General features: G+C 47.4%; 21 protein-coding genes and 1 riboswitch. Of the genes, 7 read left to right on the top strand and 14 right to left on the bottom strand.

Going from position 1 to position 20,344, the window contains the following annotated elements:
- Positions 1-40 precede the first annotated feature (40 nt).
- The 4 genes from SIC45_RS04400 to tenA are packed head-to-tail and all read right to left on the bottom strand — an operon-like array spanning position 41 to position 3,735.
- Positions 41-817, bottom strand: a complete 777-nt coding sequence (locus SIC45_RS04400) for an energy-coupling factor transporter transmembrane component T (protein WP_319631204.1) — start codon at positions 815-817, stop codon at positions 41-43.
- A complete protein-coding gene (locus SIC45_RS04395; protein WP_319631203.1) occupies positions 792-2,450 on the bottom strand; it encodes an ABC transporter ATP-binding protein in 1,659 nt (552 codons plus the stop codon). Before SIC45_RS04395 ends, SIC45_RS04400 begins: the two co-directional genes overlap by 26 nt.
- Positions 2,447-3,040: an ECF transporter S component gene (locus SIC45_RS04390; protein WP_319631202.1), complete on the bottom strand. Its 594-nt coding sequence runs from the start codon at positions 3,038-3,040 to the stop codon at positions 2,447-2,449. Before SIC45_RS04390 ends, SIC45_RS04395 begins: the two co-directional genes overlap by 4 nt.
- On the bottom strand, positions 3,040-3,735 hold the full coding sequence (gene tenA, locus SIC45_RS04385; RefSeq protein ID WP_319631201.1) for a thiaminase II: 696 nt from the start codon (positions 3,733-3,735) through the stop codon (positions 3,040-3,042). The genes SIC45_RS04390 and tenA overlap by 1 nt, the downstream gene beginning before the upstream one ends.
- 137 nt (positions 3,736-3,872) lie before the next feature.
- Positions 3,873-3,976, bottom strand: a riboswitch (TPP riboswitch).
- Between the two features lie 118 nt (positions 3,977-4,094).
- Here tenA and SIC45_RS04380 point away from each other — a divergent pair.
- Entirely contained in the window at positions 4,095-4,523 is a 429-nt protein-coding gene (locus SIC45_RS04380; RefSeq protein ID WP_298783848.1) for a MerR family transcriptional regulator, read from the top strand.
- Positions 4,524-4,530: 7 nt separating this feature from the next.
- The gene (locus SIC45_RS04375; protein WP_319631200.1) at positions 4,531-5,694 is read left to right on the top strand and encodes an MFS transporter; all 1,164 of its coding nucleotides are present in this window, start codon (positions 4,531-4,533) and stop codon (positions 5,692-5,694) included.
- Positions 5,695-5,729: 35 nt separating this feature from the next.
- On the opposite strand, the gene SIC45_RS04370 is transcribed toward SIC45_RS04375, so the two are convergent.
- Positions 5,730-6,290, bottom strand: coding sequence for an NADPH-dependent FMN reductase (locus SIC45_RS04370; protein ID WP_298783840.1), 561 nt, complete (start codon positions 6,288-6,290; stop codon positions 5,730-5,732).
- 64 nt (positions 6,291-6,354) lie between these two features.
- Positions 6,355-7,659 carry a DUF2254 domain-containing protein gene (locus SIC45_RS04365; RefSeq protein ID WP_319631199.1) on the bottom strand — a complete coding sequence of 435 codons (1,305 nt, stop codon included), beginning with the start codon at positions 7,657-7,659 and terminating at the stop codon, positions 6,355-6,357.
- 116 nt (positions 7,660-7,775) lie between these two features.
- Between SIC45_RS04365 and map the strand changes: the two genes are divergently transcribed.
- Complete coding sequence (gene map / locus SIC45_RS04360) at positions 7,776-8,531, top strand: type I methionyl aminopeptidase (RefSeq protein WP_319631198.1); 756 nt, start codon at positions 7,776-7,778, stop codon at positions 8,529-8,531.
- Between the two features lie 42 nt (positions 8,532-8,573).
- On the opposite strand, the gene SIC45_RS04355 is transcribed toward map, so the two are convergent.
- Entirely contained in the window at positions 8,574-8,735 is a 162-nt protein-coding gene (locus SIC45_RS04355; RefSeq protein WP_176967731.1) for a hypothetical protein, read from the bottom strand.
- Positions 8,736-8,880: 145 nt separating this feature from the next.
- On the bottom strand, positions 8,881-9,216 hold the full coding sequence (locus SIC45_RS04350) for a metal-sulfur cluster assembly factor (RefSeq protein WP_022794038.1): 336 nt from the start codon (positions 9,214-9,216) through the stop codon (positions 8,881-8,883).
- 219 nt (positions 9,217-9,435) lie between these two features.
- On the opposite strand from SIC45_RS04350, the gene SIC45_RS04345 reads away from it, so the two are divergent.
- Positions 9,436-9,822 (top strand): sulfurtransferase, encoded by a 387-nt coding sequence (locus tag SIC45_RS04345; RefSeq protein ID WP_319631197.1) that lies wholly within the window; start codon positions 9,436-9,438, stop codon positions 9,820-9,822.
- 139 nt (positions 9,823-9,961) lie between these two features.
- On the opposite strand, the gene SIC45_RS04340 is transcribed toward SIC45_RS04345, so the two are convergent.
- A complete protein-coding gene (locus SIC45_RS04340; RefSeq protein WP_298783826.1) occupies positions 9,962-10,264 on the bottom strand; it encodes a hypothetical protein in 303 nt (100 codons plus the stop codon).
- Between the two features lie 238 nt (positions 10,265-10,502).
- Here SIC45_RS04340 and SIC45_RS04335 point away from each other — a divergent pair, with 238 nt between their 5' ends.
- Positions 10,503-11,879: a sodium:alanine symporter family protein gene (locus SIC45_RS04335; RefSeq protein WP_319631196.1), complete on the top strand. Its 1,377-nt coding sequence runs from the start codon at positions 10,503-10,505 to the stop codon at positions 11,877-11,879.
- Between the two features lie 48 nt (positions 11,880-11,927).
- On the opposite strand, the gene SIC45_RS04330 is transcribed toward SIC45_RS04335, so the two are convergent.
- Together SIC45_RS04330 and SIC45_RS04325 are read right to left on the bottom strand one after the other, a co-directional pair.
- A complete protein-coding gene (locus tag SIC45_RS04330) occupies positions 11,928-12,896 on the bottom strand; it encodes a D-glycerate dehydrogenase (protein ID WP_319631195.1) in 969 nt (322 codons plus the stop codon).
- Between the two features lie 2 nt (positions 12,897-12,898).
- Positions 12,899-13,744 (bottom strand): 50S ribosomal protein L11 methyltransferase, encoded by an 846-nt coding sequence (locus tag SIC45_RS04325; RefSeq protein ID WP_319631194.1) that lies wholly within the window; start codon positions 13,742-13,744, stop codon positions 12,899-12,901.
- A gap of 198 nt (positions 13,745-13,942) precedes the next feature.
- On the opposite strand from SIC45_RS04325, the gene fumC reads away from it, so the two are divergent.
- The gene (fumC, locus tag SIC45_RS04320; protein WP_319631193.1) at positions 13,943-15,331 is read left to right on the top strand and encodes a class II fumarate hydratase; all 1,389 of its coding nucleotides are present in this window, start codon (positions 13,943-13,945) and stop codon (positions 15,329-15,331) included.
- 49 nt (positions 15,332-15,380) lie between these two features.
- Here the strand turns inward: fumC and SIC45_RS04315 are convergent, their stop codons facing one another.
- Positions 15,381-16,613: a YeeE/YedE family protein gene (locus SIC45_RS04315; RefSeq protein WP_319631192.1), complete on the bottom strand. Its 1,233-nt coding sequence runs from the start codon at positions 16,611-16,613 to the stop codon at positions 15,381-15,383.
- A 129-nt stretch (positions 16,614-16,742) separates the two neighbouring features.
- A complete protein-coding gene (locus SIC45_RS04310) occupies positions 16,743-17,855 on the bottom strand; it encodes an NADH:flavin oxidoreductase (RefSeq protein WP_319631191.1) in 1,113 nt (370 codons plus the stop codon).
- Between the two features lie 206 nt (positions 17,856-18,061).
- Here SIC45_RS04310 and SIC45_RS04305 point away from each other — a divergent pair, with 206 nt between their 5' ends.
- Complete coding sequence (locus tag SIC45_RS04305; RefSeq protein ID WP_319631190.1) at positions 18,062-19,441, top strand: Glu/Leu/Phe/Val dehydrogenase; 1,380 nt, start codon at positions 18,062-18,064, stop codon at positions 19,439-19,441.
- Positions 19,442-19,546: 105 nt separating this feature from the next.
- Here SIC45_RS04305 and SIC45_RS04300 read toward each other — a convergent pair whose 3' ends face one another.
- Entirely contained in the window at positions 19,547-20,209 is a 663-nt protein-coding gene (locus tag SIC45_RS04300; protein WP_298783810.1) for a type 1 glutamine amidotransferase domain-containing protein, read from the bottom strand.
- Between the last annotated feature and the right edge of the window lie 135 nt (positions 20,210-20,344).

Here is a 20,344-nt window from a genome sequence, read left to right as displayed (position 1 = left end):
CACGGCCCCCGGGGTTATTTTTAACCAGCTTTGATGCCCGCTACAGCAGTGGCAGCAGAAAAACGACAGTAATAAACAATATAAATCCAGCAGCAAACCACATGTCTGTTTTTTTATAATTCATCTGCAAGTACCTAGTTCTATTTCTGGACCCGTCAAATCCTTTGGATTCCATCGCCAGGGCTGTTCTTTCTGCTTTTCTTACAGCCCCAGCCATCAGTGGAACTGCCATTCCCCTCCACTCTCTCATTTTGGGCTTCGAGCCCATCCCTCTGATTTGCCGGGCTCTGCGGATGACAGTCAGTTCTTCCCGCAGCTGTGGAAGAAAACGGTAAGCCGCCATCATCCCGTAGCCGATACTCGGAGGCATGCGCCATTTTTGTATCAGGCTCATCACTAAACCCACGGGAGACGTAGTAAGAACAAAAAGAAGCGACCAGCAGGCAAATACCATTGTCCTTAAGCCGAGCGAGACCCCTGTCTGGATATTCTCAAGAGCGACCGGCATTTGGAATATATAAAAAAGAACCGTAGAACCCCTTTCCTCAGGAAAAACAACCTGAAGCCATACAAAGCTGAAACCAAAGAGAGCAAATGGAAGCAGGAGCACAAGCAACAGCTTTAACGGTATTTTTCCCAGAAATGCAACGGCAGCAACTGTCAGCAGCAGGACAGCGAGCGGGCGCCAAATATCATAAACGAAAATCATACAGATAAATACGACGAAAAGACTGCTCAGCTTCAGCGTAGGGTGGACACGCTGCAAAAAAGCATTTTTAATCTGAAGTTCTTCAAGCATAGCTGCCTGTTTCCCCATGGCGCATCAGCTGTACCACTGGAGGCCGGACGCCGATTTTTTCCAAATTCATGCTTCCATTAAAAAATGGTTCTACGCCCCCATCATAGGTGATTGTCCGCTCTGCCAGCGCAAGAATCCGTACGGCTTTTGTATAAACCAGATCCATATCATGGGTCAGCCAGAGGACCGCTTTTCCACATCGCCGGCACTGCTCAATCACTTCAAACAGGGCAGCAGTATTTCGCTTATCGAGCCCAAACGTTGGCTCATCCAAAATCAGAATGGACTGGTTGTTCGTAACCATGACCGCTACTGAGAGACGCCTTTTTTCCCCCTGGCTGAGCCGAAATGGATGGCTCTTTCGAAGATGCACGAGCTGAAATTGAATCAGCAGCTCGTTTGTCTGCTGAATAATTTTTTCCTCGCTCAGTCCCTCTATCTCCATTCCGTAGCGTATTTCTTCTTCAACGCTTTGCTTTATAAACTGATGCTCCGGCTGCTGAAAAACAATCCCGAAGGCTTTGGCAATTTCGTGCGGCTTCAGAGTGGCAATATTTTGTCCGTTAACATAGACCTCACCGCTTGTAAGAGACTCCCATCCGGTAAGAACCCGCGCGAGTGTGCTCTTTCCTGCTCCGTTGGCACCAACCAGCGCTACCATTTCTCCAGGATAAAGGGAAAAAGACACGTTTTCGAAAACCGGCTGCGTTCCATAAGCAAACCCGGCCTGTTTAACCTCCAGGACAGGCGGCTCCAGAGAAGGATCAGCCATCTTTGCCGGCTGCGGCAGAGAGGCGCGAACATCGGCAGCAGAGTATTCCGCTGCAAACGTCTCCCATTCCCGTAAAGTGACGGGGAGGAGGGCTTTAGACGTTTTCGGGTGTTTCAACAGCTTCTTTCCAGCTTCTGCTGGTTCCGGCAGCCAGACACCCTCCGCTTCGAGTACGGCTGTGTGGGAGCTGAATATACGGCCCGGGCTTCCATCTGCCGACACCCGGCCGCAGCGGTCCAATACAATCACCCTGTTGACCCAATCCATTACTTCATTTAGCTGATGCTCAATCAAAATTAATGTTTTATCAGGGTCTTCTGCAATACGGCCAAGAAGTGCGGCCACTGCTTCACGGCTTACCGGATCGAGCTGGGAGAGCGGTTCATCCAAAATCCAGATCTCCGGATTCACAGCAGCTATACAGGACACAGCTATTTTTTGCTTCATCCCTCCGGAAAGCGTGTCAATACGGGCGTCAATACAAGAAAGCATGCCTGTGAACTGCAAGGCTTCAAGCATCCGGCCTTCGATATCCTCCGCAGGTACGCGCAGGTTCTCAAGCGTAAATACAAGCTCTTCCCGCACTGTCGGCATGCAGAATTGGGTATCGGGATCCTGGAACAACAGAGCCGCCTCTCTGGCAGCCTCTGTAATGCATTTCACCGCTGGATTTTTTCCGAATACGTTCAATTTACCAGACACTTCTGCCTCTACTGAGCGCGGAAGAATTCCCTGCAGGGTCAGTGCCAGCGTACTTTTACCCGAGCCGCTCGGTCCGAGCAGCAGCACGTTTTCCCCAGTACATATTTCAGCCGAAAAACCCTCTATCGAAGGCTCAGCGTAAGGATATGCAATGGTTACATTATCTGCATAAATCATACAGCGTCCCTCTGCTGCCCTTCCCGACGCTGGCGGCCAAGAGCAAAGCGGTCGAGAACGCCTGTTTTTACCAGGGCGTCTGTAAAGCTTTTCCCTGCCCACCCGGCTAAAAGAGCACCGCTTATAAGCATGGTTACCAGCATAAATACAACAACAGAACCTGCGTACTGACTGAATCCATAAAGAATATACTGGGTTAAAAATGCAGCAGACGTCCCTGCCATTCCGGCAAGCATTAATACCGGCAGACGAAAGATTCGGTAGAAAAACATGGCAAAAATAATTTCTGCGGCAATCCCCTGCGTGAAGCCGAGAACGAGCACTGCTCCCGCGCTCACAGACCCGGCCATAACTTCAGTGCCAGCCGCAATAAGCTCTGCCAGCAGCGCCGCTCCTGGTTTTTGAATGATATAGGCGCATATTACCGGAGCGAGAATCCAGAAGCCTGCCATCAGCCCGCCCCCAACTGGCCCGAGGACGCCCGTAACAATTTGTCCGAGCAGTACCCAAAGAAGATAAAGGACACCAAGAACAGCTGAAATAAATGAGATAACGACGATATCCCTGAGGTTTAAGCGTTTGTTTATCATTAAGCTTTTTTTCCGTCTGTTAATGTTCTGGCAAAGGGCCAGTCTTTTGCATGATACGCGTCCTCAAAAAACATATACTCGAGCTGGCACCCTTCCATAAATAACGTCCGCCAACGCTGCTTTTCTTCTTCTGTGGCTGTTTCTGCCAGCTCATCAAGGCGGTCAATATATTTGTACATTTCCCGCTCCTCACGGTCTCCGTAGAAACGAATCCAGTCGTTAAACGGATGGCCCGCGTTCGGATTCACTTCTTTCATCAGCCTTTCACCCACATACAAATACACCCACGGGCAGGCGAGCGTTACCGCAATCACATCGCCAAGTGTGCCCCTTTCAGCATGGTGCAGCATATGAAGCACATAATGCTGGGAAGCCGGGGCAAGCGCGTAGCCCTGCAATTCTTCATAAGCCACTCCCGCCTGCGCACATAAATTATGGTGCGGGTGCGTTTCACTGTTTAACACAAAATCAATGGTATCTTTAAACATGATCATGTCTTCTCTGGACGTGCATTTTGTTATCCCAATTGCTTTTGCCTTGCTCATGGCATTTAAGTATTCAAAATCCTGCTTCACGTAATGGATAAGAGCTTCTTTTGGGATATCTCCTTTCCCGATGCCCTGCACAAATGGATTTTCCCAGCAGGCTTCAAAAATGTGCTCTGTGTCCTGCCATAACAGCTCTGAAAAATTCATTGTTACTTCCTCCTTTAAATTAGGAGGGAACCACTACGGGCAGTAAAGACCAATGGAGCAAAAAAAGCCACTCCATTGGTGGAGTGGCTTCGAATAAACGTCCGCTGTTATAAAGCTGCTGCTTCTGATATAGACGTATTCTACCGTCTCCACTTTCCTACGCTGGCCTTAACCAGATCAGGTTCAAAGGGATTAAGGATAGTCCTTATCTCAGCCGTTACCGGCACCCCTAGCGGATTCCCTATTAAGTTGTCTACACTGTATCACATTATTTCAGAAAGTCAAAGTCCCATTTTGCCTTTACAAAATATAACGTTAACGTTAAGGTTATATCATGAAATTTATCAGGAGGGTGATGCATGCTGTACAAAATTGAAGAAGCCGCTCAAACCACAGGCTTAACGAAACGTGCAATACGTTATTATGAACAGATTGGTCTTATATCAGCACCAGAGCGTACAGAAAAAGGAACCAGAGTGTACGATGACCAGGACATTGAACGTCTGCAGAATGTAGTAACCGCAAAGGAGGTTCTTGGGTTTTCTCTTCAGGAGCTGCAGCAGTATCTCGATTTGAAAGAGCAGGTAAAAACAGTCTATAGCCACTACCAGTCGGTACAGGAAACGACGATGCAGCACGAGGATTTGAAACAAATTTCTGATAGCCTTCAGGCCCAGATTGATATGCTCGACCAAAAAATCAATCAGATGACAACGTTTAAAACGGAAATGGAAAATCTGAAAAAGCAAGCTGACAACGTATTATCTTCATTCAATAAGGAGAAGTGACTGCTTTATGAATATTCAAACCAGGGCACGGTGGATTACGATCTTCGCCACATTTTTAGCTTTTATGGGTATCGGCGTCGTGGACCCCGTCCTTCCTTCCATCGCGGCTTCTATCGGTGCTTCTCACTGGCAGGTGGAGCTGCTTTTTACGTCCTATATTTTAGTTATGGCCTGCATGATGATTCCTGCCGGGATCCTTTCGAGCCGGTTTGGTGATAAACGGCTGATGAGCGCCGGGCTTTTGATCGTTACAGCCTTCGCCCTGCTTTGCAGTGTGGCGGGAGGCATTACTGAACTGGCCCTTTTTCGCGGCGGCTGGGGGCTTGGCAACGCCATGTTTTTCGCCACTGCTATGACCCTGTTAATCGCTCTCTCGAGGAGCGTGGAAACAGCGGTAGGTATGTATGAGGCGGCAATTGGCCTGGGCCTCGCCGGCGGTCCGCTTGTAGGCGGCCTTCTCGGGGATCTATCCTGGCGTGCTCCTTTTTTTGGTACAAGTCTTTTAATGCTTATCGCTTTTATTTTAGTTATCTTTTTCGTCCATCCGCCCGCTCCTAAAAAAGCTAAAGCTACGGCTGGATGGCAGGAGCTTCGTCATCTTTTTACACACGGGCCGTTCATTAAGGGTGCGCTTGCCGGCATGTTTTATTATTATGGTTTTTTTGTCGTGCTTGCTTACTCCCCTTTAATTTTATCTTTAACTTCTATTCAAATCGGTCTCGTCTTTTTTGGATGGGGATTATGCCTGGCCTTCGGCTCGGCTGTTTTATCGAGAAGGCTTGAGATGCGGTTTACTCCTGTGAAATTACTGCCGTTCACCCTCTCTGCTTTTATTTTAACGCTTTTAGGATTGTTTTTTGCGTCCTCCTCAATATTAATGATTATGTTCATCGTACTTTCAGGATTATTTTCCGGTCTGAATAATTCTTTATTTACCAGCCATGTGATGGAGCATTCGCCTTACGAGCGCAGTATTTCTTCCGGAGCATATAATTTCCTTCGCTGGCTTGGTGCTGCTTTTGCACCGGTCATGTCGGGATTAATCGGTAATTCATTATCAGCCCATCTTCCATACCTGGTCGCCGGTGTTCTTGGCGCAGCAGCTTTATTGTTTATTGGATGGAGCAGAACAGATCTGCAAACCGAACAGACCGAAGCTCCAAAAGCGTAAAAAAATCCCTGCAGATATTTCTGCAGGGATCCTTTTTATGCCCGGTTGGCTACAGCCGTTGCTTCCTGATAAAAGCGTTCAAATTCGGCTACGACATTATCGAGAAAATCAATTGTGCCCTGGTCCGTTAAGTTTCCGTTTTCGTCCATTTTTTCATGCACAGCTCCAATAAGCACTTCATTTCCGGGAAGTACTTTTGCACTCATGCCCGGAGCGCTCAAAATCTGGCGCAGATGCATCTGCGCTTTCACGGTGCCCAGGCCGCCAAGAGAAGCTCCCACCAGCATGGTTGGTTTGCCGGCAAAGTCGTAATCGACCCGGGAATTCCAATCCAGAGCATTTTTAAGCACGCCGGAAATTGAACCATTGTATTCCGGAGTTGCAATAAGTACGGCGTCCGCTTCACGTACAGAACGCTTGTACTCCTGCACATAGTCCGGAGCATTGCTTTCCTCGTCCTGATCATAGTGCGGAAGATCGCGGATATCTAAAATATCAATATCCATGATGTCGCTGTAACGGTCCTGCATGTACTCCACTAATTTTCCGTTAAAGGATTCCTGACGTATACTTCCTACAATAGCTGCTACTTTCATTTGATCTTTCATCCTTTCGTGTTGAACTTCATTTATATATCATACACACACGTTACTGGCTGTTTCAAGTTATCTGCTTACTTTTTGTAAGTGCCTGATGCAGAGCTGTATCCTTTTCCTGTACACGCTCCTCCCAGTATTCCCTGTCCCAGTCCGCAAGCTGTTCCTCATCGACCGCCTGCTCCATGTAACGGGAAAATGATTCCACTTCCTTTAGCACAGACGAATCTCCAGTCTTCACAAGCATCGTCAGTGCTTCCATGCAGGCCGCCATTACCGAAATATCTTCACGGCCGTAAAGCCTGAGCTGGTAAAAGCTTTTATATAAATATTCTCTAAAGGGCTTTACAGGCATAAATAACCGCAGCTCATTCTGATTGTCAGCAAAGTATTGATCATTTCTGTGCTCATAGCTGAGTTCAGAAAGCAGCGCGCCAATACGATTTATACAGTTGGCAGCTGTATGTGGATCGTTGATCGCCGGGGAAATGGCCCGCAGCGCTATTTCTACAATTTTCTGCATGGAGAATTCGATGTCCTGAACATTGCTTCTCTCTTCTCCCACCAATAAAAAATTTCTTAATATTTCCGGGGATAAACTGTACTTTGACCAGTAGCGAAATAGTGGCTCGCCCTGATGAACATAGTCTCCCACCTGAAACAAGCATTCAACGACGGCTTCCTGCTGCCGGGCCCAGTCAATCAGTTCAGGCATTTTCACCATATTGGTATACCCTGACCGTTCGGCATGAACAATGGTTTCTTCGTCATTCCGGAAATCATCGCTCCATTCGCTGAAGCTGTTCACTCCGGAATATGTGTATGCATCCCGAATCACCTTAGAAGCATCGGCCCGTATGTTGCTGATTAAATGATTTACCTGCAGCCACTGGGTAGAGTGATAAATAAAGATTATAAAAAAAGCCAGACAGCCAAGCGCCACAAGAACTGTCAGCATTGGCATCAAAATTTGGTTGTTACCTTCGGTTGAAAAGAGCAGCATATTTACCAGGGTAAACAGCACTCCAAATGTAAACACCCCAAGCGTATGCTGCGTCGTCGGGCTTTTCATAAAATCCTGAAGGGCTCTTGGCGTAAACTGTGTCGCATACGTTGTCAGTACGACCATTATCGAAGAAAAGCTGATGGTGGTCAGCGTCAGCAATGCCGTTACTAATGCACTGTACAGGGAAGTAGCAGTGTTATTTTCTACGAGCAGCATAGAAGGCACATTGTTATAAACAGGGCGCAGCAGCTGCTGGTCCATAATAGAAGCTCCTATTACTATAATCAAACTAAGAATACCGTAGCAGCCTGGAACGAACCAAAACTTGTCCCTGATCTGTACATACCATTTCTGTTGGTTCATAATTTCCCCCATTTCTATCGTGCAATTCTGCAATTATAAAGGAAATCATCAAACAATGCATTTCTTAAACGAATGTTTTACAATAGTAATTGATACTGAATAAAAGGAGACAGACGATGGTAACGTTAAAGACAGAACGAGAGATTGAACTTATGCACGAAGCGGGGAAAATTCTTGCTGCCTGTCATAAAGAAATCGCCAAAATGATCAAACCTGGTGTCACCACAAAACAAATTGACGATTTTGCCGAAAAATTTCTGGCAGAGCACGGTGCCACGCCTGAACAAAAAGGCTTTCAAGGATACAAATACGCGACCTGCGCCTCGGTAAACGATGAAATCTGTCATGGTTTCCCAAGGAACCGCCCTCTTGAAAACGGTGATCTTGTTACAATCGATATGGTTGTGAATTTAAACGGAGCCCTGGCAGACTCCGCCTGGACCTATGCTGTTGGAGAAGTAAGCAATGAACTCGAACGACTCATGAAGGTTACGGAATCATCTTTATATAAAGGAATTGAACAGGCCAAAGCCGGTAACCGGATCGGCGATATCGGTCACGCGATTCAAGCATATGTGGAAAACGAAGGATTTTCGGTCGTCCGGGACTTTACCGGACACGGCATCGGGCCTACTCTCCACGAAGATCCACAGATTCCTCATTTCGGCGCCCCGGGCAAAGGCGGCCGCTTAAAACCGGGCCACGTTATTACGATCGAGCCAATGGTCAACACCGGCAGCTGGCAGAGCAAAATGACCTCCAACGGGTGGACCGCCACCACCCGGGACGGAGGCTATTCCGCCCAGTACGAGCACACTATCGCGATCACAGAAGAAGGCCCGGTTATTTTAACGGGCCAGGAGAGCATATAAACGTCAAAAAGCGCGGCCATTATGGTCCGCGCTTTTCATTACTTACAAATTTTCAATTTTATTGTCTTCATAGTCCTGCTGACGTGCTGCTTCGACCTGCATGATGTTTTCAATCGTGCGAACCGATTCCTCTACGCTCATGCTGTGAGACTGCTGCATCCCTTTGTCGATCATTTCAGTTGTGTTCAGTTGACTGTTTGTCAAAACAATAATGCCTCCTTTGAGTATGTTTACATAATAAACCATTCTCCAGTGCATTTCAACCGAAAATTTTATTTTTTCTGACTAGTGAAAATAATGCCAGAATAAAAAGAAGCCGGCTGGATTGCTCCAACCGGCTTCCCTTTCATCAATCCGGAATACCTAAAGCGATTTTTGCGTAACGGGACATTTTGTCCTTGCTCCAAGGTGGATTCCAAACAATATCCACGTCCACTTCGCTGATTTCTCCGTATTCCTTCAGATCATTCATGGCGAAATTAATATCGTTAACGATTGTACCTGCAAGTGGGCAGCCCATTGCAGTCAGGGTCATTTCGATATTCGCCTGTCTGTCGTCATCAACTGTTACTGTATACACAAGGCCCAGGTTTACGATATCAATACCGAGCTCCGGATCAATTACATTTTCCAGTTCCGCCCAAACTCGTTCTTCCAATTCTCTTTTTTCTTCTGTTTCTGGCATGGAAGCTTCACCTCCTACTTTCTGTATTAACCTTATCAAAAATTACTTCCCCCTGAAACCAATATGCTTGAATTTCCTAAGAATAATTAATAGCATGAAATTGTTATAGGTGATCCATAAAGGGGTAAGTGTAAAAGCAGCGTAAGCAAAGTTCTTGAATCTGTTTGTAAAAAAATATAGAATATGAATCGCTATAAGAAAGGAATGAGGAGTGCGTTGATGCTTTTTTGGCTTAGTATTACCATAGTTGTTATTGTTCTCGTTATGATACCGGCATTTAAACGCTGGATGCCCGTTTTACGCGTTCCTTGTTCTTCCCTTCCTCAAATTCAGGAGACCGGTGCCCACATTCTGGACGTCCGCGAATACCAGGAATCAGACCGCAACCCGGTACGTGGAGCGTTTGCTCTTCCGTATCCGTATCTAAAACGACATTTACAGACCGTTCCGAAAAAAGAAGTGTTTCTCGTTGCTCCTGATAAGGTTTCAAGAAATCTAAGCACCCGGCTGCTGCTTAAAAATGGTTTTACCGTCACCGGCTACGCTGTGGTGCGAAGAGGCGAGCAGGGCTATCCGCCAGTCAAGCTCCCGTGCAGCGGTTCGTAATATGTACATAAAGCAGGCAGCCATTAAACCGGCTGCCTGCTTTATGCTTTAGTATTTTAAATGATTCCCTCTTTAAGTTAAAAATAACGATCCAGGCTGTAGCACCTGCACCGCTATTTACTCTTAATTATTTTCTGTCTTACGAAAAACCGTTTAACGGTCCGGTGCCTACAAGCGTTACTACGTCTTCGTTAGCCACGCCGGCATTGTCCAGTGCTTCTACGGACACGAGGCCGTACATGCTTCCTTTATCAGTTTCAAATGTTAAATGCTTCTTTTCGTTATTTTTCAGGGCATCTGTGAAGAAACGCTGATTTTCGACTCCGTACAGCTTCACTTCCCAATCCTCTCCGTTATCATCACGGACCTCTAATTCACCATCTGTATAACGGAGCTGTTCCTTTTCCTCTGTAAAAACTTCATCTACTTTTACTTTTTTCATTGTCTAGTCCTCCTTCATCCGATTACGTCTACCTATACGAATGCCCGAATCTTTTCTCCCTAAAACATCATATTCTAAATCTTTTAAAGAAATTGTTGTTTTTCTCCCCTGGAAATTTTCATAATTTTTACAAAACATATACCCAATTTATTATTTTTATAGTAAACTTTTCTAACAAACTGTTCACGTCTTTATAACATCTTATGTACAGTTACATTATGGAAAGGAGTTGTTACATATGTCAGGTTTTATGAACAGCGTTGAAGAATTACTTACCACCATCAGCGGCATTGTGTGGGGCCCTCCATTTTTAATTCTTATTTTGGGGACAGGTATCTTTTTAACAGTTCGTTTAGGGTTTTTGCAATTTTCTACTCTTCCTTATGCCTTAAAGCTTGCCTTTTCCAAGCAGGACAAAAAATCAGAGGGGGACATCTCCCACTTTCAATCGCTGATGACCGCTCTGGCTGCGACTGTCGGGACCGGTAACATCGCAGGCGTTGCTACAGCTGTGGTGATCGGCGGCCCGGGTGCTGTCTTCTGGATGTGGATCAGTGCACTATTTGGAATGGCTACAAAATACGGGGAAGCTATTCTGGCTGTGAAGTACCGGGTTCAGGATGAACGCGGCCGCATGGCCGGCGGACCGATGTACTACATAGAAAAAGGGCTCGGATGGAAATGGCTGGCCGTCCTGTTTGCCGTATTTGCTGCAATTGCCGCATTTGGGATCGGCAACACTGTCCAATCCAACTCTGTTGCCGATGTGCTGGACTCCAACTGGAATGTGCCTACCTGGATCACCGGTATTGCGCTCAGTATTTTAACCGGGGTTGTGATTCTTGGCGGCATCAAATCGATTGGCCGGGTCGTTTCATTTATTGTTCCGGTTATGGCTGTCTTTTATGTGGTCGGTGGCCTGATTGTTATTTTTGGCAATCTGGATCTCGTTCCGGCCGCAGTCGGCTCCATCGTTTCCGATGCATTCACCGGCCAGGCCGCAGCCGGCGGAGCCGTTGGGGTTGTGATTCAGTACGGAGTGGCACGCGGTGTTTTCTCCAACGAAGCAGGACTTGGCTCCGCCCCAATTGCGGCAGCTGCTGCGCGTACCGATTACCCGGGGCGGCAGGCGCTCGTCTCCATGACTCAGGTTTTTATTGATACAATCATTATTTGCTCCATTACCGGTATTTCTCTTGTGATGGGCCAAAGCTTTGTAAGCGGTGATTTAGACGGAGCTCCGCTGACTGCCGCCACATTTGAACACTTCCTGGGACCTGCAGGAAGCATTATTGTATCTGTAGGACTCATTTTCTTCGCCTATTCTACTATTCTGGGCTGGTCCTACTACGGAGAACGCTGTATTTATTACCTTTTCAAAACGTATAGGGCTGTTTTTGCCTACCGCGTCGTTTTCGTTATCGCTGTATTCTTTGGCGCTGTGGTTCAGTTCGGAATTGTCTGGTCACTTGCAGACACGATGAACGGCCTGATGGCAGCTCCAAACCTGATCGCCCTCCTGGGGCTTTCCGGAGTCATCACCGCGGAAACAGTTCGCTTCCGCAAGCGAATGAAGGAAGAAAAAAATGGTACAGCTACCTGGAACAAGTCATAACACAACTAAAGCAACCCGCCAGCCCATTTCAGGCTTGCGGGTTGCTTTTTATTTTCCGGGCACTTCATGCGTGAGCGGAAGACCCTGGAGCCCCTGTAAAATATGATCTGCAGTCATGTCCGCCATCTCCCGGCGCGTTTTTTCGCTGGCGCTGCCGATATGCGGGAGCACCACAACATTGGACAGGCTGAGGAGAGGATGGTCTGCACCGATAGGTTCATTTTCAAACACATCAAGACCGGCGCTGAAAATCTCTCCTTCCCGAAGCGCATCCACAAGCGCCTGCTCATCTACAGTCGTGCCTCTTGAGGTATTAATAAACACAGCTGATTTTTTCATTTTACGAAAAGCTTCCGCGTTTATCAGCTTTTCTGTTTCCGGGGTGGCCGGTGCCAGCACGCAGATAAAGTCAGCCTGCTCCAAAAGTTCATTCAGCTCCGCGTATACAGCGCCCGTCCGTTCTTCCGCTTCCCGCTTCCGCGAACGATTATGGTAAAGTATGTTCATATCAAAACCGCCAGCCCTTTTAGCCACGGCTTCCCCGATACGCCCCATGCCGATAATACCCAGGGTTGCACCATAAATATCCTGTCCTGTAAATGCAAACGGCGCCCAGGACCCCCATTCATTCTGCCGGATAGTGTCCATGGCCTCCGGCAGCCTTCGTGCTGCGGTCATCAGTAAAGCAAAAGTGAGATCCGCTGTCGTTTCTGTCAGTATGCCGGGAGTATGGGCCACCTTAACCCCCTTTTCCTCTGCCGCTTCCAGATCAATGTTATTATATCCAACTGCCATTGTTGCTATTATTTTTAACCGCGGCGCCTGTTCAATAACGTTTCTCGTCACCGGCTCCGATACAGTACAGAACAACCCATCTGCTTCCGCTGTTCTCCGGACTAACTCCTCCTCGGGAACCGCTTCGTTTTTATCCCACACGTCCACCACAGCTTCCTGTTCGAGCTTTTCCGTCAGCCAGTGAGGCATTGGTCTTGTAACAAAAACATGTGGCTTTGTCATTCTCAGACTCTCCTTTGAAATAATATAGTGTGCCATTCATTCGTCTGTTTGTGCCAAACATCCTCATAATTGTTATCCCCGAATGCTTTTTTCACACGTTCCACCGACCAGTCCACCAGCCCGGATATGATAATGACCGGGGGTAGCACTTCTATAGAATCAGCGCGTTCAAGCCAGCGCAGCGCAATATCTGCCCCGATATTGATAACCGCTAAATCGTATGCCTCATACGGAAAGACCGTATCAACTACGTTCTGTTCGCACACCTGAATTTGGTTTTCCACACCGTTTAACGCTGCCTGCTGCTCTATTTCCCTAGTTACCGGCTCCACGTCATAAGCAGTTACATCCAAGCCTTTTTTTGCAAGGGCAATCGACAGCACTCCACTTCCTGCACCAATGTCTGCTGCCTTCGTCCCTTCCGCCCGGGCGACGATACATTCAAGAGCGTCTCTTGTTGTTTCGTGGATGCCTGTGCCAAATGCGCCCTGCGGATCAAGCCACAGCTCCCGTTCCTCCTGTTTTTTCGGAAACGGTGGATACACAAGCTTCCATCCGTTCGTCAGTTTGACGTTATCATAGGAAGATTCTGTCCATTCCGGCGGCTCCCATTCGTGCAAATCGTGAGCGTGCACCTCAAGCATTCGGCCTAATTCATCTTTAGACGCATTTTCTACGTAGACATACAGCCTGCTTTTTTCCCCGCTGCTGAATTCATATGTATATCCGTCTTCGTCCTTCATTGTCTGTATGGCTTCATCAATATAGAAAGTATAAATGTCATGTTCATAGAGCCGCAGGCTCCACGCTTCATTATCCCCGGACGGGACTTCGAGTGAATACCACATATCAGCTGCCCCCTTTTCGTAAAAATTATAGCAGAACTAATGTTCACTCAGCATTTATTTTTTTTGCCTGACATCTGTAATATGAAATTAGTATTTCTCGTTTGAAATGCCTTTCTTTTTTTTCGAATGTTCTTTAATCTAGAGAAAGAGTGCTTACTCTAATTACCTTATTGATACTAGTAGGAGGTCGACCTATCGATGGACTATCGCGTAGAAAAAGATACACTTGGAGACATGCATGTACCGAAGGACAAGCATTGGGGTGCCCAGACCCAGCGCAGCCTGGAAAACTTTAAAATCGGCCAGGAAACTATGCCGATCGATGTCGTATATGCGTTTGCCATTTTAAAACGCTCTGCGGCTCTTGCAAACAAACGCCTGGATAAGCTTGAAGCGGAAAAGGCCGACGCCATCGTTGAAGCCTGTGACGAGGTTCTTTCCGGAAAACTCGATGACCACTTTCCACTCGTTGTCTGGCAGACCGGAAGCGGTACCCAGTCGAATATGAACATGAACGAAGTAGTGGCCCGCCGCGCTTCCCAACTGCTCGAAGAAAAAGGATCCTCCGAAAGCGTGCATCCAAACGACGACGTTAACCGCTCCCAGAGCTCAAACGATACCTTTCCCACGGCGATGCACGTAGCCGCTGTGCAAAAAGTAGAGGATCAGCTTCTCCCTGCCGTGGAAGCACTTCGTGCAACTCTGGAGAATAAAATGAATGCGTTTGAAGATGTCATTAAAATCGGCCGCACGCATCTTCAGGATGCTACTCCGCTTACGCTTGGCCAGGAGGTCAGTGGCTGGCACCGGATGCTCGAGCGTTCCGCTGAAATGATTACAGAAAGCATCGATCATGTGAAGGACCTTGCGATCGGCGGAACAGCTGTTGGGACAGGCATTAACGCCCACCCAAGATTCGGGGAATACGTAGCTGAAGAAATCAGCTCCTACACCGGGAAGGATTTCCGTTCTGCCCCAAATAAATTTCACGCCCTCACCAGCCATGATGAAATTTCTTATGCGCATGGGGCATTAAAAGCACTGGCAGCAGATGCCATGAAAATTGCAAATGACGTACGCTGGCTTGCAAGCGGCCCCCGCTGCGGTATCGGCGAAATTTCCATCCCGGCAAATGAACCGGGAAGCTCCATTATGCCTGGTAAAGTGAATCCGACCCAGAGCGAAGCATTGACAATGGTTGCAGCACAGGTAATGGGTAACGACGCCACAATCGGTTTTGCTGCCAGTCAGGGCAACTTTGAACTCAACGTGTTTAAGCCGGTTATTGTTTACAATTTCCTGCAGTCAAGCTACCTTCTTGCTGATGCGCTCGTTTCCTTTAATGATAAATGTGCGGTCGGTATTGAAGAAAATCAGGAACGCATTGACGCTCACCTGCGAAATTCCCTAATGCTCGTCACTGCACTGAATCCGCATATCGGGTACGAAAATGCGGCGAAAATTGCCAAATCGGCCCATGCTAACGGACAGACGCTGAAGGAAGCCGTGCTTGAAAGCGGCATGCTGAATGAAGAAGAGTTTGAATTAATTGTCGATCCAGCGAAAATGGTTTCCCCTAGTGAATAAGAAATGATAACAATGCCTCCCAGGCAGACAACGCCCTGGGAGGCTTTTTTTATTTATCGGCTCTTCTGCCTTCTCTGTACCGGTACAAAGGCAGTTGATTGCTGAGGTAATAGGCCGTATACACACCAAGTACAGCCATGACAAGCCATATCCACGCGTGCAGACTGAAGGAGGCGATACCGCTGAAATACGCACCAATATTGGCACCAAATGAAATACTGGCCCCGTATCCCATCAGCCCTCCCCCAATCAGGGCGATTAAAGCAACCCGCAGGGGGATACCCGAAAACCGGAGCTGGCGGTTCATCGCTAAAGTGACTACAGTGCCGGAAATCACACCGAAATTAATAATGCTCATGGAATCCATTAGTACCGATTGATGAAGGGCAACAAACTGGCCCTGTTCAAACCAGTATGTCCAGCCGCTCACATTCATTCCAAGAGCCATAGCTATCTTTGAGCCCCATAGAGAAAAGGAAGCTGTCAGCTTCCACGGCTCTCCCTGCACGAGAAAAATGAGCGCATTTAATACGGCCAGGATAACAGCACCGACCCATAGGGGCCAGGAGCCAAAAATTATCCGGCTCCAGCTTGCAGCCGAAGGCAGCGGCGGAAGTGCCGGAGGCCTTGTTCGTTTTTTATGCACATACGAGCCAAAAGCAACTAATCCGAGAAAAACCATTTGAATGACCCAGGCCCATATGTAACCGATTCCTGTATCCACCGCCAGCGATACTGGATCAAACGAAGGAAGGGAGGTGTTCCAAAAGCCAAAATGGGCAGCCCCTCCCATTGCCCCCGCCGTAAAACCGGCCAATGTGCAAATCAAAGCGGTTCTGCCGCCCTCTGCTTCATAAAATGAAGAAGGAGCAAGACCGCTGCCTATTTCCATACCAAAACCGAAAATGAAAGCACCGGCTATCAATCCGATGCTCACAGCAGAGAGCGCTGGAATAGGGACGGTGCCAAATAAAGCTGGACTGATAATAAAAATTGCAGCTGAAAAAGTCGATACGAGAATGAGCATCAGCATATGAGCCCGGAGCATTTCAGTATTGCCCTTTTCAATAATCTGCCGATAAACGGCCGAGAAGCCGAAGCGGGCGTGAAAAAGAGAAAAGCCAAGAAAAAAGCCAATCCAGAGCAGAATGACATACTGCCAGCCCGATACCTGATAAGAAATGAAAGAAAGTGCAAGTACAATAAGTACGCATACTAGCGAAACGATATTTTGTGGATTGTTTAAAACAGAGGTTCCTGCTGCGGTGTTCGTTTTTTTCATTTATTTCTCCTGACTAAATATGTATTAGAACACTCTTCCTCTTTTCCCTCACCGTCATCATTCACACATCCAATATAAAAAAACTCCCCGGCATCGGCCGGAGAGTTCATGATTCACAGACAATCGGACTTAATACAGCTCACTTAATGCGTCTTTGGTAAACGGAACCAGATCTTCCGTTCTGCCCTCCTGCATCTTTTTCGCCCAGGCCGGATCCGTTAACAGCGGACGGCCCACTGCAACCAGGTCAAATTCATCATTTTCGAGCCGGTTGACTAATTCCTGGATATCATCATTTTCTGCTTTATCGAAGCTTGTAAAAACGCCGTTCAACCCTACAGACCCTACCGTAACAGAAGGCTTGCCGGTTAAATATTTTGTCCAGCCTGCAAGATTCAATGAAGAACCGTCAAATTCGGGCTCCCAGAAGCGGCGGGTGGAGCAGTGGAAGACGTCTACACCTGCTTCAGACAGCGGCTCCAGAAACTGGGACAGTTTGTCTGCCGTGGCTGCAAGCTTCGCTTCAAAATCAGACATTTTCCACTGCGAAAACCGGAAGAAAATAGGGAAATCTTCGCCTACAGCCCGGCGGCAGGCTTCGATTACCTCCACGGCAAACCTGGTCCGTTCGACAAAGTTCCCGCCGTACTGATCCGTACGCTTATTGGTCTGCTCCCAGAAAAACTGGTCAATTAAATATCCGTGGGCACCGTGGATTTCAATGCCGTCAAAGCCAATACGCTTCGCCGCTGCCGCAGCGTCTGCGTAAGCCTGCACCAGTTCCTCAATTTCTTCCCCGGTAAGCGGTGCAGATACCGCTTCGCCGCTTAAAGCTAAACCGGAGGGCCCAATTGGCATAGCCTCAGAGTTCGGCTCTGCTCCAACCGGCCGGGTCATGCCCACGTGCCATAGCTGGGGAATGATTTTTCCTCCCGCTTCATGCACTGCCTCTACAACTTTTTCCCATCCTTCCAGGGCTCTTTCGCCGTAAAATGCCGGCACTCCCGGGTCTTCCACGCTGGCAGGATGATTGATGCCGGTCCCTTCCGTAACAATCAGTCCCACATTATTTTCAGCCCGGCGCCGGTAATAGGCGACAACGTCTTCGTTTGGTATGCCGCCCGGGGAAAACCCTCTTGTCATCGGGGCCATTACTGTTCTGTTTTCAAGATGCAGATCTTTTATTTGAAAGGGCTCAAATAAAGGAGCTGCCGCCTGCTGATTGGATGTTTCCTCTGTCATTATTACGACTTCCTTTCTCGTGCACATAATATAAGCAGTATACAAAAGTTAGTATGCACGCATCGTTTTTTCAAACGCAACTTATCCGCTCAAAGGCTACAATTTTTTAATGACAATTTCCCCGAATCCGTTTGCAGTGTTCTGAAAAGTGGTATCCTTTACTAGAACTACTTACATAGGTACAAATACCTTAAGGAGGACATTATATGTCAGATAAAGCGACAAAGATTATTCAGGAATCGCTCGATGCATTGATGCAGGATAAGACTTTCCTGCCCGACTATGAAGGACAGGAGCGCGAAACAGCCTTTTCCTCTCTTATTTCCATCCTTTCCACCCCCAACCATGTACACAAATCGTTTCTCCGTGTTCCCCTTCAAAACGGCGAAGTAGTACGCGTGCCAGCGTACCGGGTGCAGCACAACGACACCATGGGGCCTTATAAGGGCGGCATCCGCTTTCACGAAAGCGTTAATGAAGAAGAAGTCTCTTCCCTTGCTTCTTTGATGACTATTAAAAATGCTCTTCACGACGTGCCATTTGGCGGCGGCAAAGGCGGCATCAGCATTAATCCAAAGGATTTCTCTAAAAAAGATTTAAATCTCGTATGCAAAAAATACGTTCAGTACTTCAACGATGTAATCGGTCCGGATAAGGATATTCCTGCTCCAGACGCCGGAACGAGTGCCAGAGAAATGGACTGGATGATGGCTGAATACAAAAATATTAACCCCGGCATTCCATATCGGGGAAGCTTTACCGGCAAAAGCGTAAAAAATAGTGGCTCTCTTGGCAGAAGAGAAGCTACCGGAAAAGGTGTTTACTTTACTTTACGCTACCTGCTTCATGACTTTCTGAAAAACCGGCGCGATGAATTCCAGACATCGGAAAATAAATTTTTCAAAACTGCGCTTGAATTCTATGGCAGGCCGCTTTCCATAGCTGTTCAGGGCTTCGGAAATGTAGGATCAATTACTGCAATACAGGCGTATAACTGTGATTATCTCGATACGAAGGTGGTTTCCGTAAGCGACCAGAATGTCACGCTGTACAATGAAGACGGTCTCGACATTCCTGCTCTTCTTGATTTCTCCAACGATCATAACGGGGATCTTCCCACTACTGAAGCGGAGATTCATGATATTGGCATTAGTGCCGATATACGGGACCGTGACGATATTCTCTCCCTCGATGTAGACGCTCTATTTTTCGCCGCTCTCGGCGGAGTCGTTCATAAAGATAATGTGCAGGATATTAAAGCCTCTATTCTTATTGAAGGGGCCAACGCCCCTATTACATCCGAAGCCGATGCCATTTTGGCCGAACAGGGTGTTGTCATTATCCCTGACATCCTTGCCAACGCCGGCGGCGTTATCGTATCTTATTCTGAGTGGCTGCAGGGGCGGGAGACACTGTATTATTCTGAAGAGCAGGTCACAAAGATTTTGTACGATAAAATGAAAGAAACGATGGACCGCGTGCTTCCCGAGTTTTTCGGCGATCCTTTTGCTCTTCGCCAGAACTGCTATATTCATTCCATCACCTCACTCTGTACAATGCTTCATATTCGCGGAAAATTATATTAATCCAACAAATGAGATCGTGCGGCAGCCGCACGGTCTTTTCTGCAAAAAAGTCCCGGCCTCCAACGCTTCGTTGGAAAGCCGGGACTTTCTTTTTTTCAGCCAGCTTTAGCTGCCTAATTTTTGAACGAATTCTTTGGCTACAGCTTCTGTCGATTGCGGATTTTGTCCGGTGATCAGGAAACCATCGGATTCCACGTGCTCACTCCAGTTTGGTGCCGTAACGAATTCGGCTCCAAGCTCACGAAGACGGCTTTCAAGCAGAAACGGCATGTGTGCTGTGAGGCCGGTATCTTCTTCTTCAGAATCCGTAAAAGCGTTCACCCGCTTACCGGAAACAAGCGGCTCCCCGTTTGAAAGAGTAACGTTAACCAGTGCCGCCGGGCCGTGGCAGACAGAGGCCACGTATTTGTCCGCTTCATAAAATTCACGGATCAGTTCCTGGACTTTTTGACTTTCCGGCAAATCAAACATTGCGCCGTGTCCTCCAGGAATGAAAATGGCATCAAAATCTGAAGCAGAAACGGTATCCACCTGTACTGTCTCATCGAGGTATTTTTCTGCATCCAGAATTTCCTGGCGCGTTTCCTGCTGCACGCTTCCTTCATCAATCGGCGGCTTTCCGCCGTCTACACTTGCGATAGTTACATTATAGCCTTTGTTTTGAAATTCAATATATGCTTCCGCAAATTCGGAAAGCCACAGGCCTGTTTTTGCTTCATTGTTCACTTTGGAATGACTTGTTACAACCATTAATACGTTTTTTGCCATGACGATTGTCACCCTTTCCACAATTACTTTCTGATTTAGCCTGAAAGAATGTAAAGATGCTTTTCCTCTCTCCCATCTTTTCAAACATCCTTCAAGCTGATGCAGAACCTATTCTACTCATAACCGGCAGCTATG

Source organism: Marinococcus sp. PL1-022, assembly GCF_033845285.1.
In the GTDB taxonomy this organism is placed as follows: Bacteria; Bacillota; Bacilli; order Bacillales; family Marinococcaceae; genus Marinococcus.
The sequence above is the reverse complement of the archived record's forward strand: the minus strand, read 5'-3'. Positions and strand labels throughout refer to the sequence as shown.

Bases quoted from the DNA above. Each gene is read 5' to 3' on its own strand.
- SIC45_RS04300 (WP_298783810.1), bottom strand. From the start codon at position 20,209: ATGGCAAAAAACGTATTAATGGTTGTAACAAGTCATTCCAAAGTGAAC.
- SIC45_RS04335 (WP_319631196.1), top strand. From the start codon at position 10,503: ATGTCAGGTTTTATGAACAGCGTTGAAGAATTACTTACCACCATCAGC.
- SIC45_RS04390 (WP_319631202.1), bottom strand. From the start codon at position 3,040: ATGATAAACAAACGCTTAAACCTCAGGGATATCGTCGTTATCTCATTT.
- SIC45_RS04370 (WP_298783840.1), bottom strand. From the start codon at position 6,290: ATGAAAGTAGCAGCTATTGTAGGAAGTATACGTCAGGAATCCTTTAAC.
- tenA (WP_319631201.1), bottom strand. From the start codon at position 3,735: ATGAATTTTTCAGAGCTGTTATGGCAGGACACAGAGCACATTTTTGAA.
- SIC45_RS04350 (WP_022794038.1), bottom strand. From the start codon at position 9,216: ATGCCAGAAACAGAAGAAAAAAGAGAATTGGAAGAACGAGTTTGGGCG.
- SIC45_RS04365 (WP_319631199.1), bottom strand. From the start codon at position 7,659: ATGAACCAACAGAAATGGTATGTACAGATCAGGGACAAGTTTTGGTTC.
- SIC45_RS04395 (WP_319631203.1), bottom strand. From the start codon at position 2,450: ATGATTTATGCAGATAATGTAACCATTGCATATCCTTACGCTGAGCCT.
- SIC45_RS04310 (WP_319631191.1), bottom strand. From the start codon at position 17,855: ATGACAGAGGAAACATCCAATCAGCAGGCGGCAGCTCCTTTATTTGAG.
- map (WP_319631198.1), top strand. From the start codon at position 7,776: ATGGTAACGTTAAAGACAGAACGAGAGATTGAACTTATGCACGAAGCG.
- SIC45_RS04315 (WP_319631192.1), bottom strand. From the start codon at position 16,613: ATGAAAAAAACGAACACCGCAGCAGGAACCTCTGTTTTAAACAATCCA.
- SIC45_RS04340 (WP_298783826.1), bottom strand. From the start codon at position 10,264: ATGAAAAAAGTAAAAGTAGATGAAGTTTTTACAGAGGAAAAGGAACAG.
- SIC45_RS04380 (WP_298783848.1), top strand. From the start codon at position 4,095: ATGCTGTACAAAATTGAAGAAGCCGCTCAAACCACAGGCTTAACGAAA.
- SIC45_RS04325 (WP_319631194.1), bottom strand. From the start codon at position 13,744: ATGTGGTATTCACTCGAAGTCCCGTCCGGGGATAATGAAGCGTGGAGC.
- SIC45_RS04305 (WP_319631190.1), top strand. From the start codon at position 18,062: ATGTCAGATAAAGCGACAAAGATTATTCAGGAATCGCTCGATGCATTG.
- fumC (WP_319631193.1), top strand. From the start codon at position 13,943: ATGGACTATCGCGTAGAAAAAGATACACTTGGAGACATGCATGTACCG.
- SIC45_RS04330 (WP_319631195.1), bottom strand. From the start codon at position 12,896: ATGACAAAGCCACATGTTTTTGTTACAAGACCAATGCCTCACTGGCTG.
- SIC45_RS04400 (WP_319631204.1), bottom strand. From the start codon at position 817: ATGGGGAAACAGGCAGCTATGCTTGAAGAACTTCAGATTAAAAATGCT.
- SIC45_RS04375 (WP_319631200.1), top strand. From the start codon at position 4,531: ATGAATATTCAAACCAGGGCACGGTGGATTACGATCTTCGCCACATTT.
- SIC45_RS04345 (WP_319631197.1), top strand. From the start codon at position 9,436: ATGCTTTTTTGGCTTAGTATTACCATAGTTGTTATTGTTCTCGTTATG.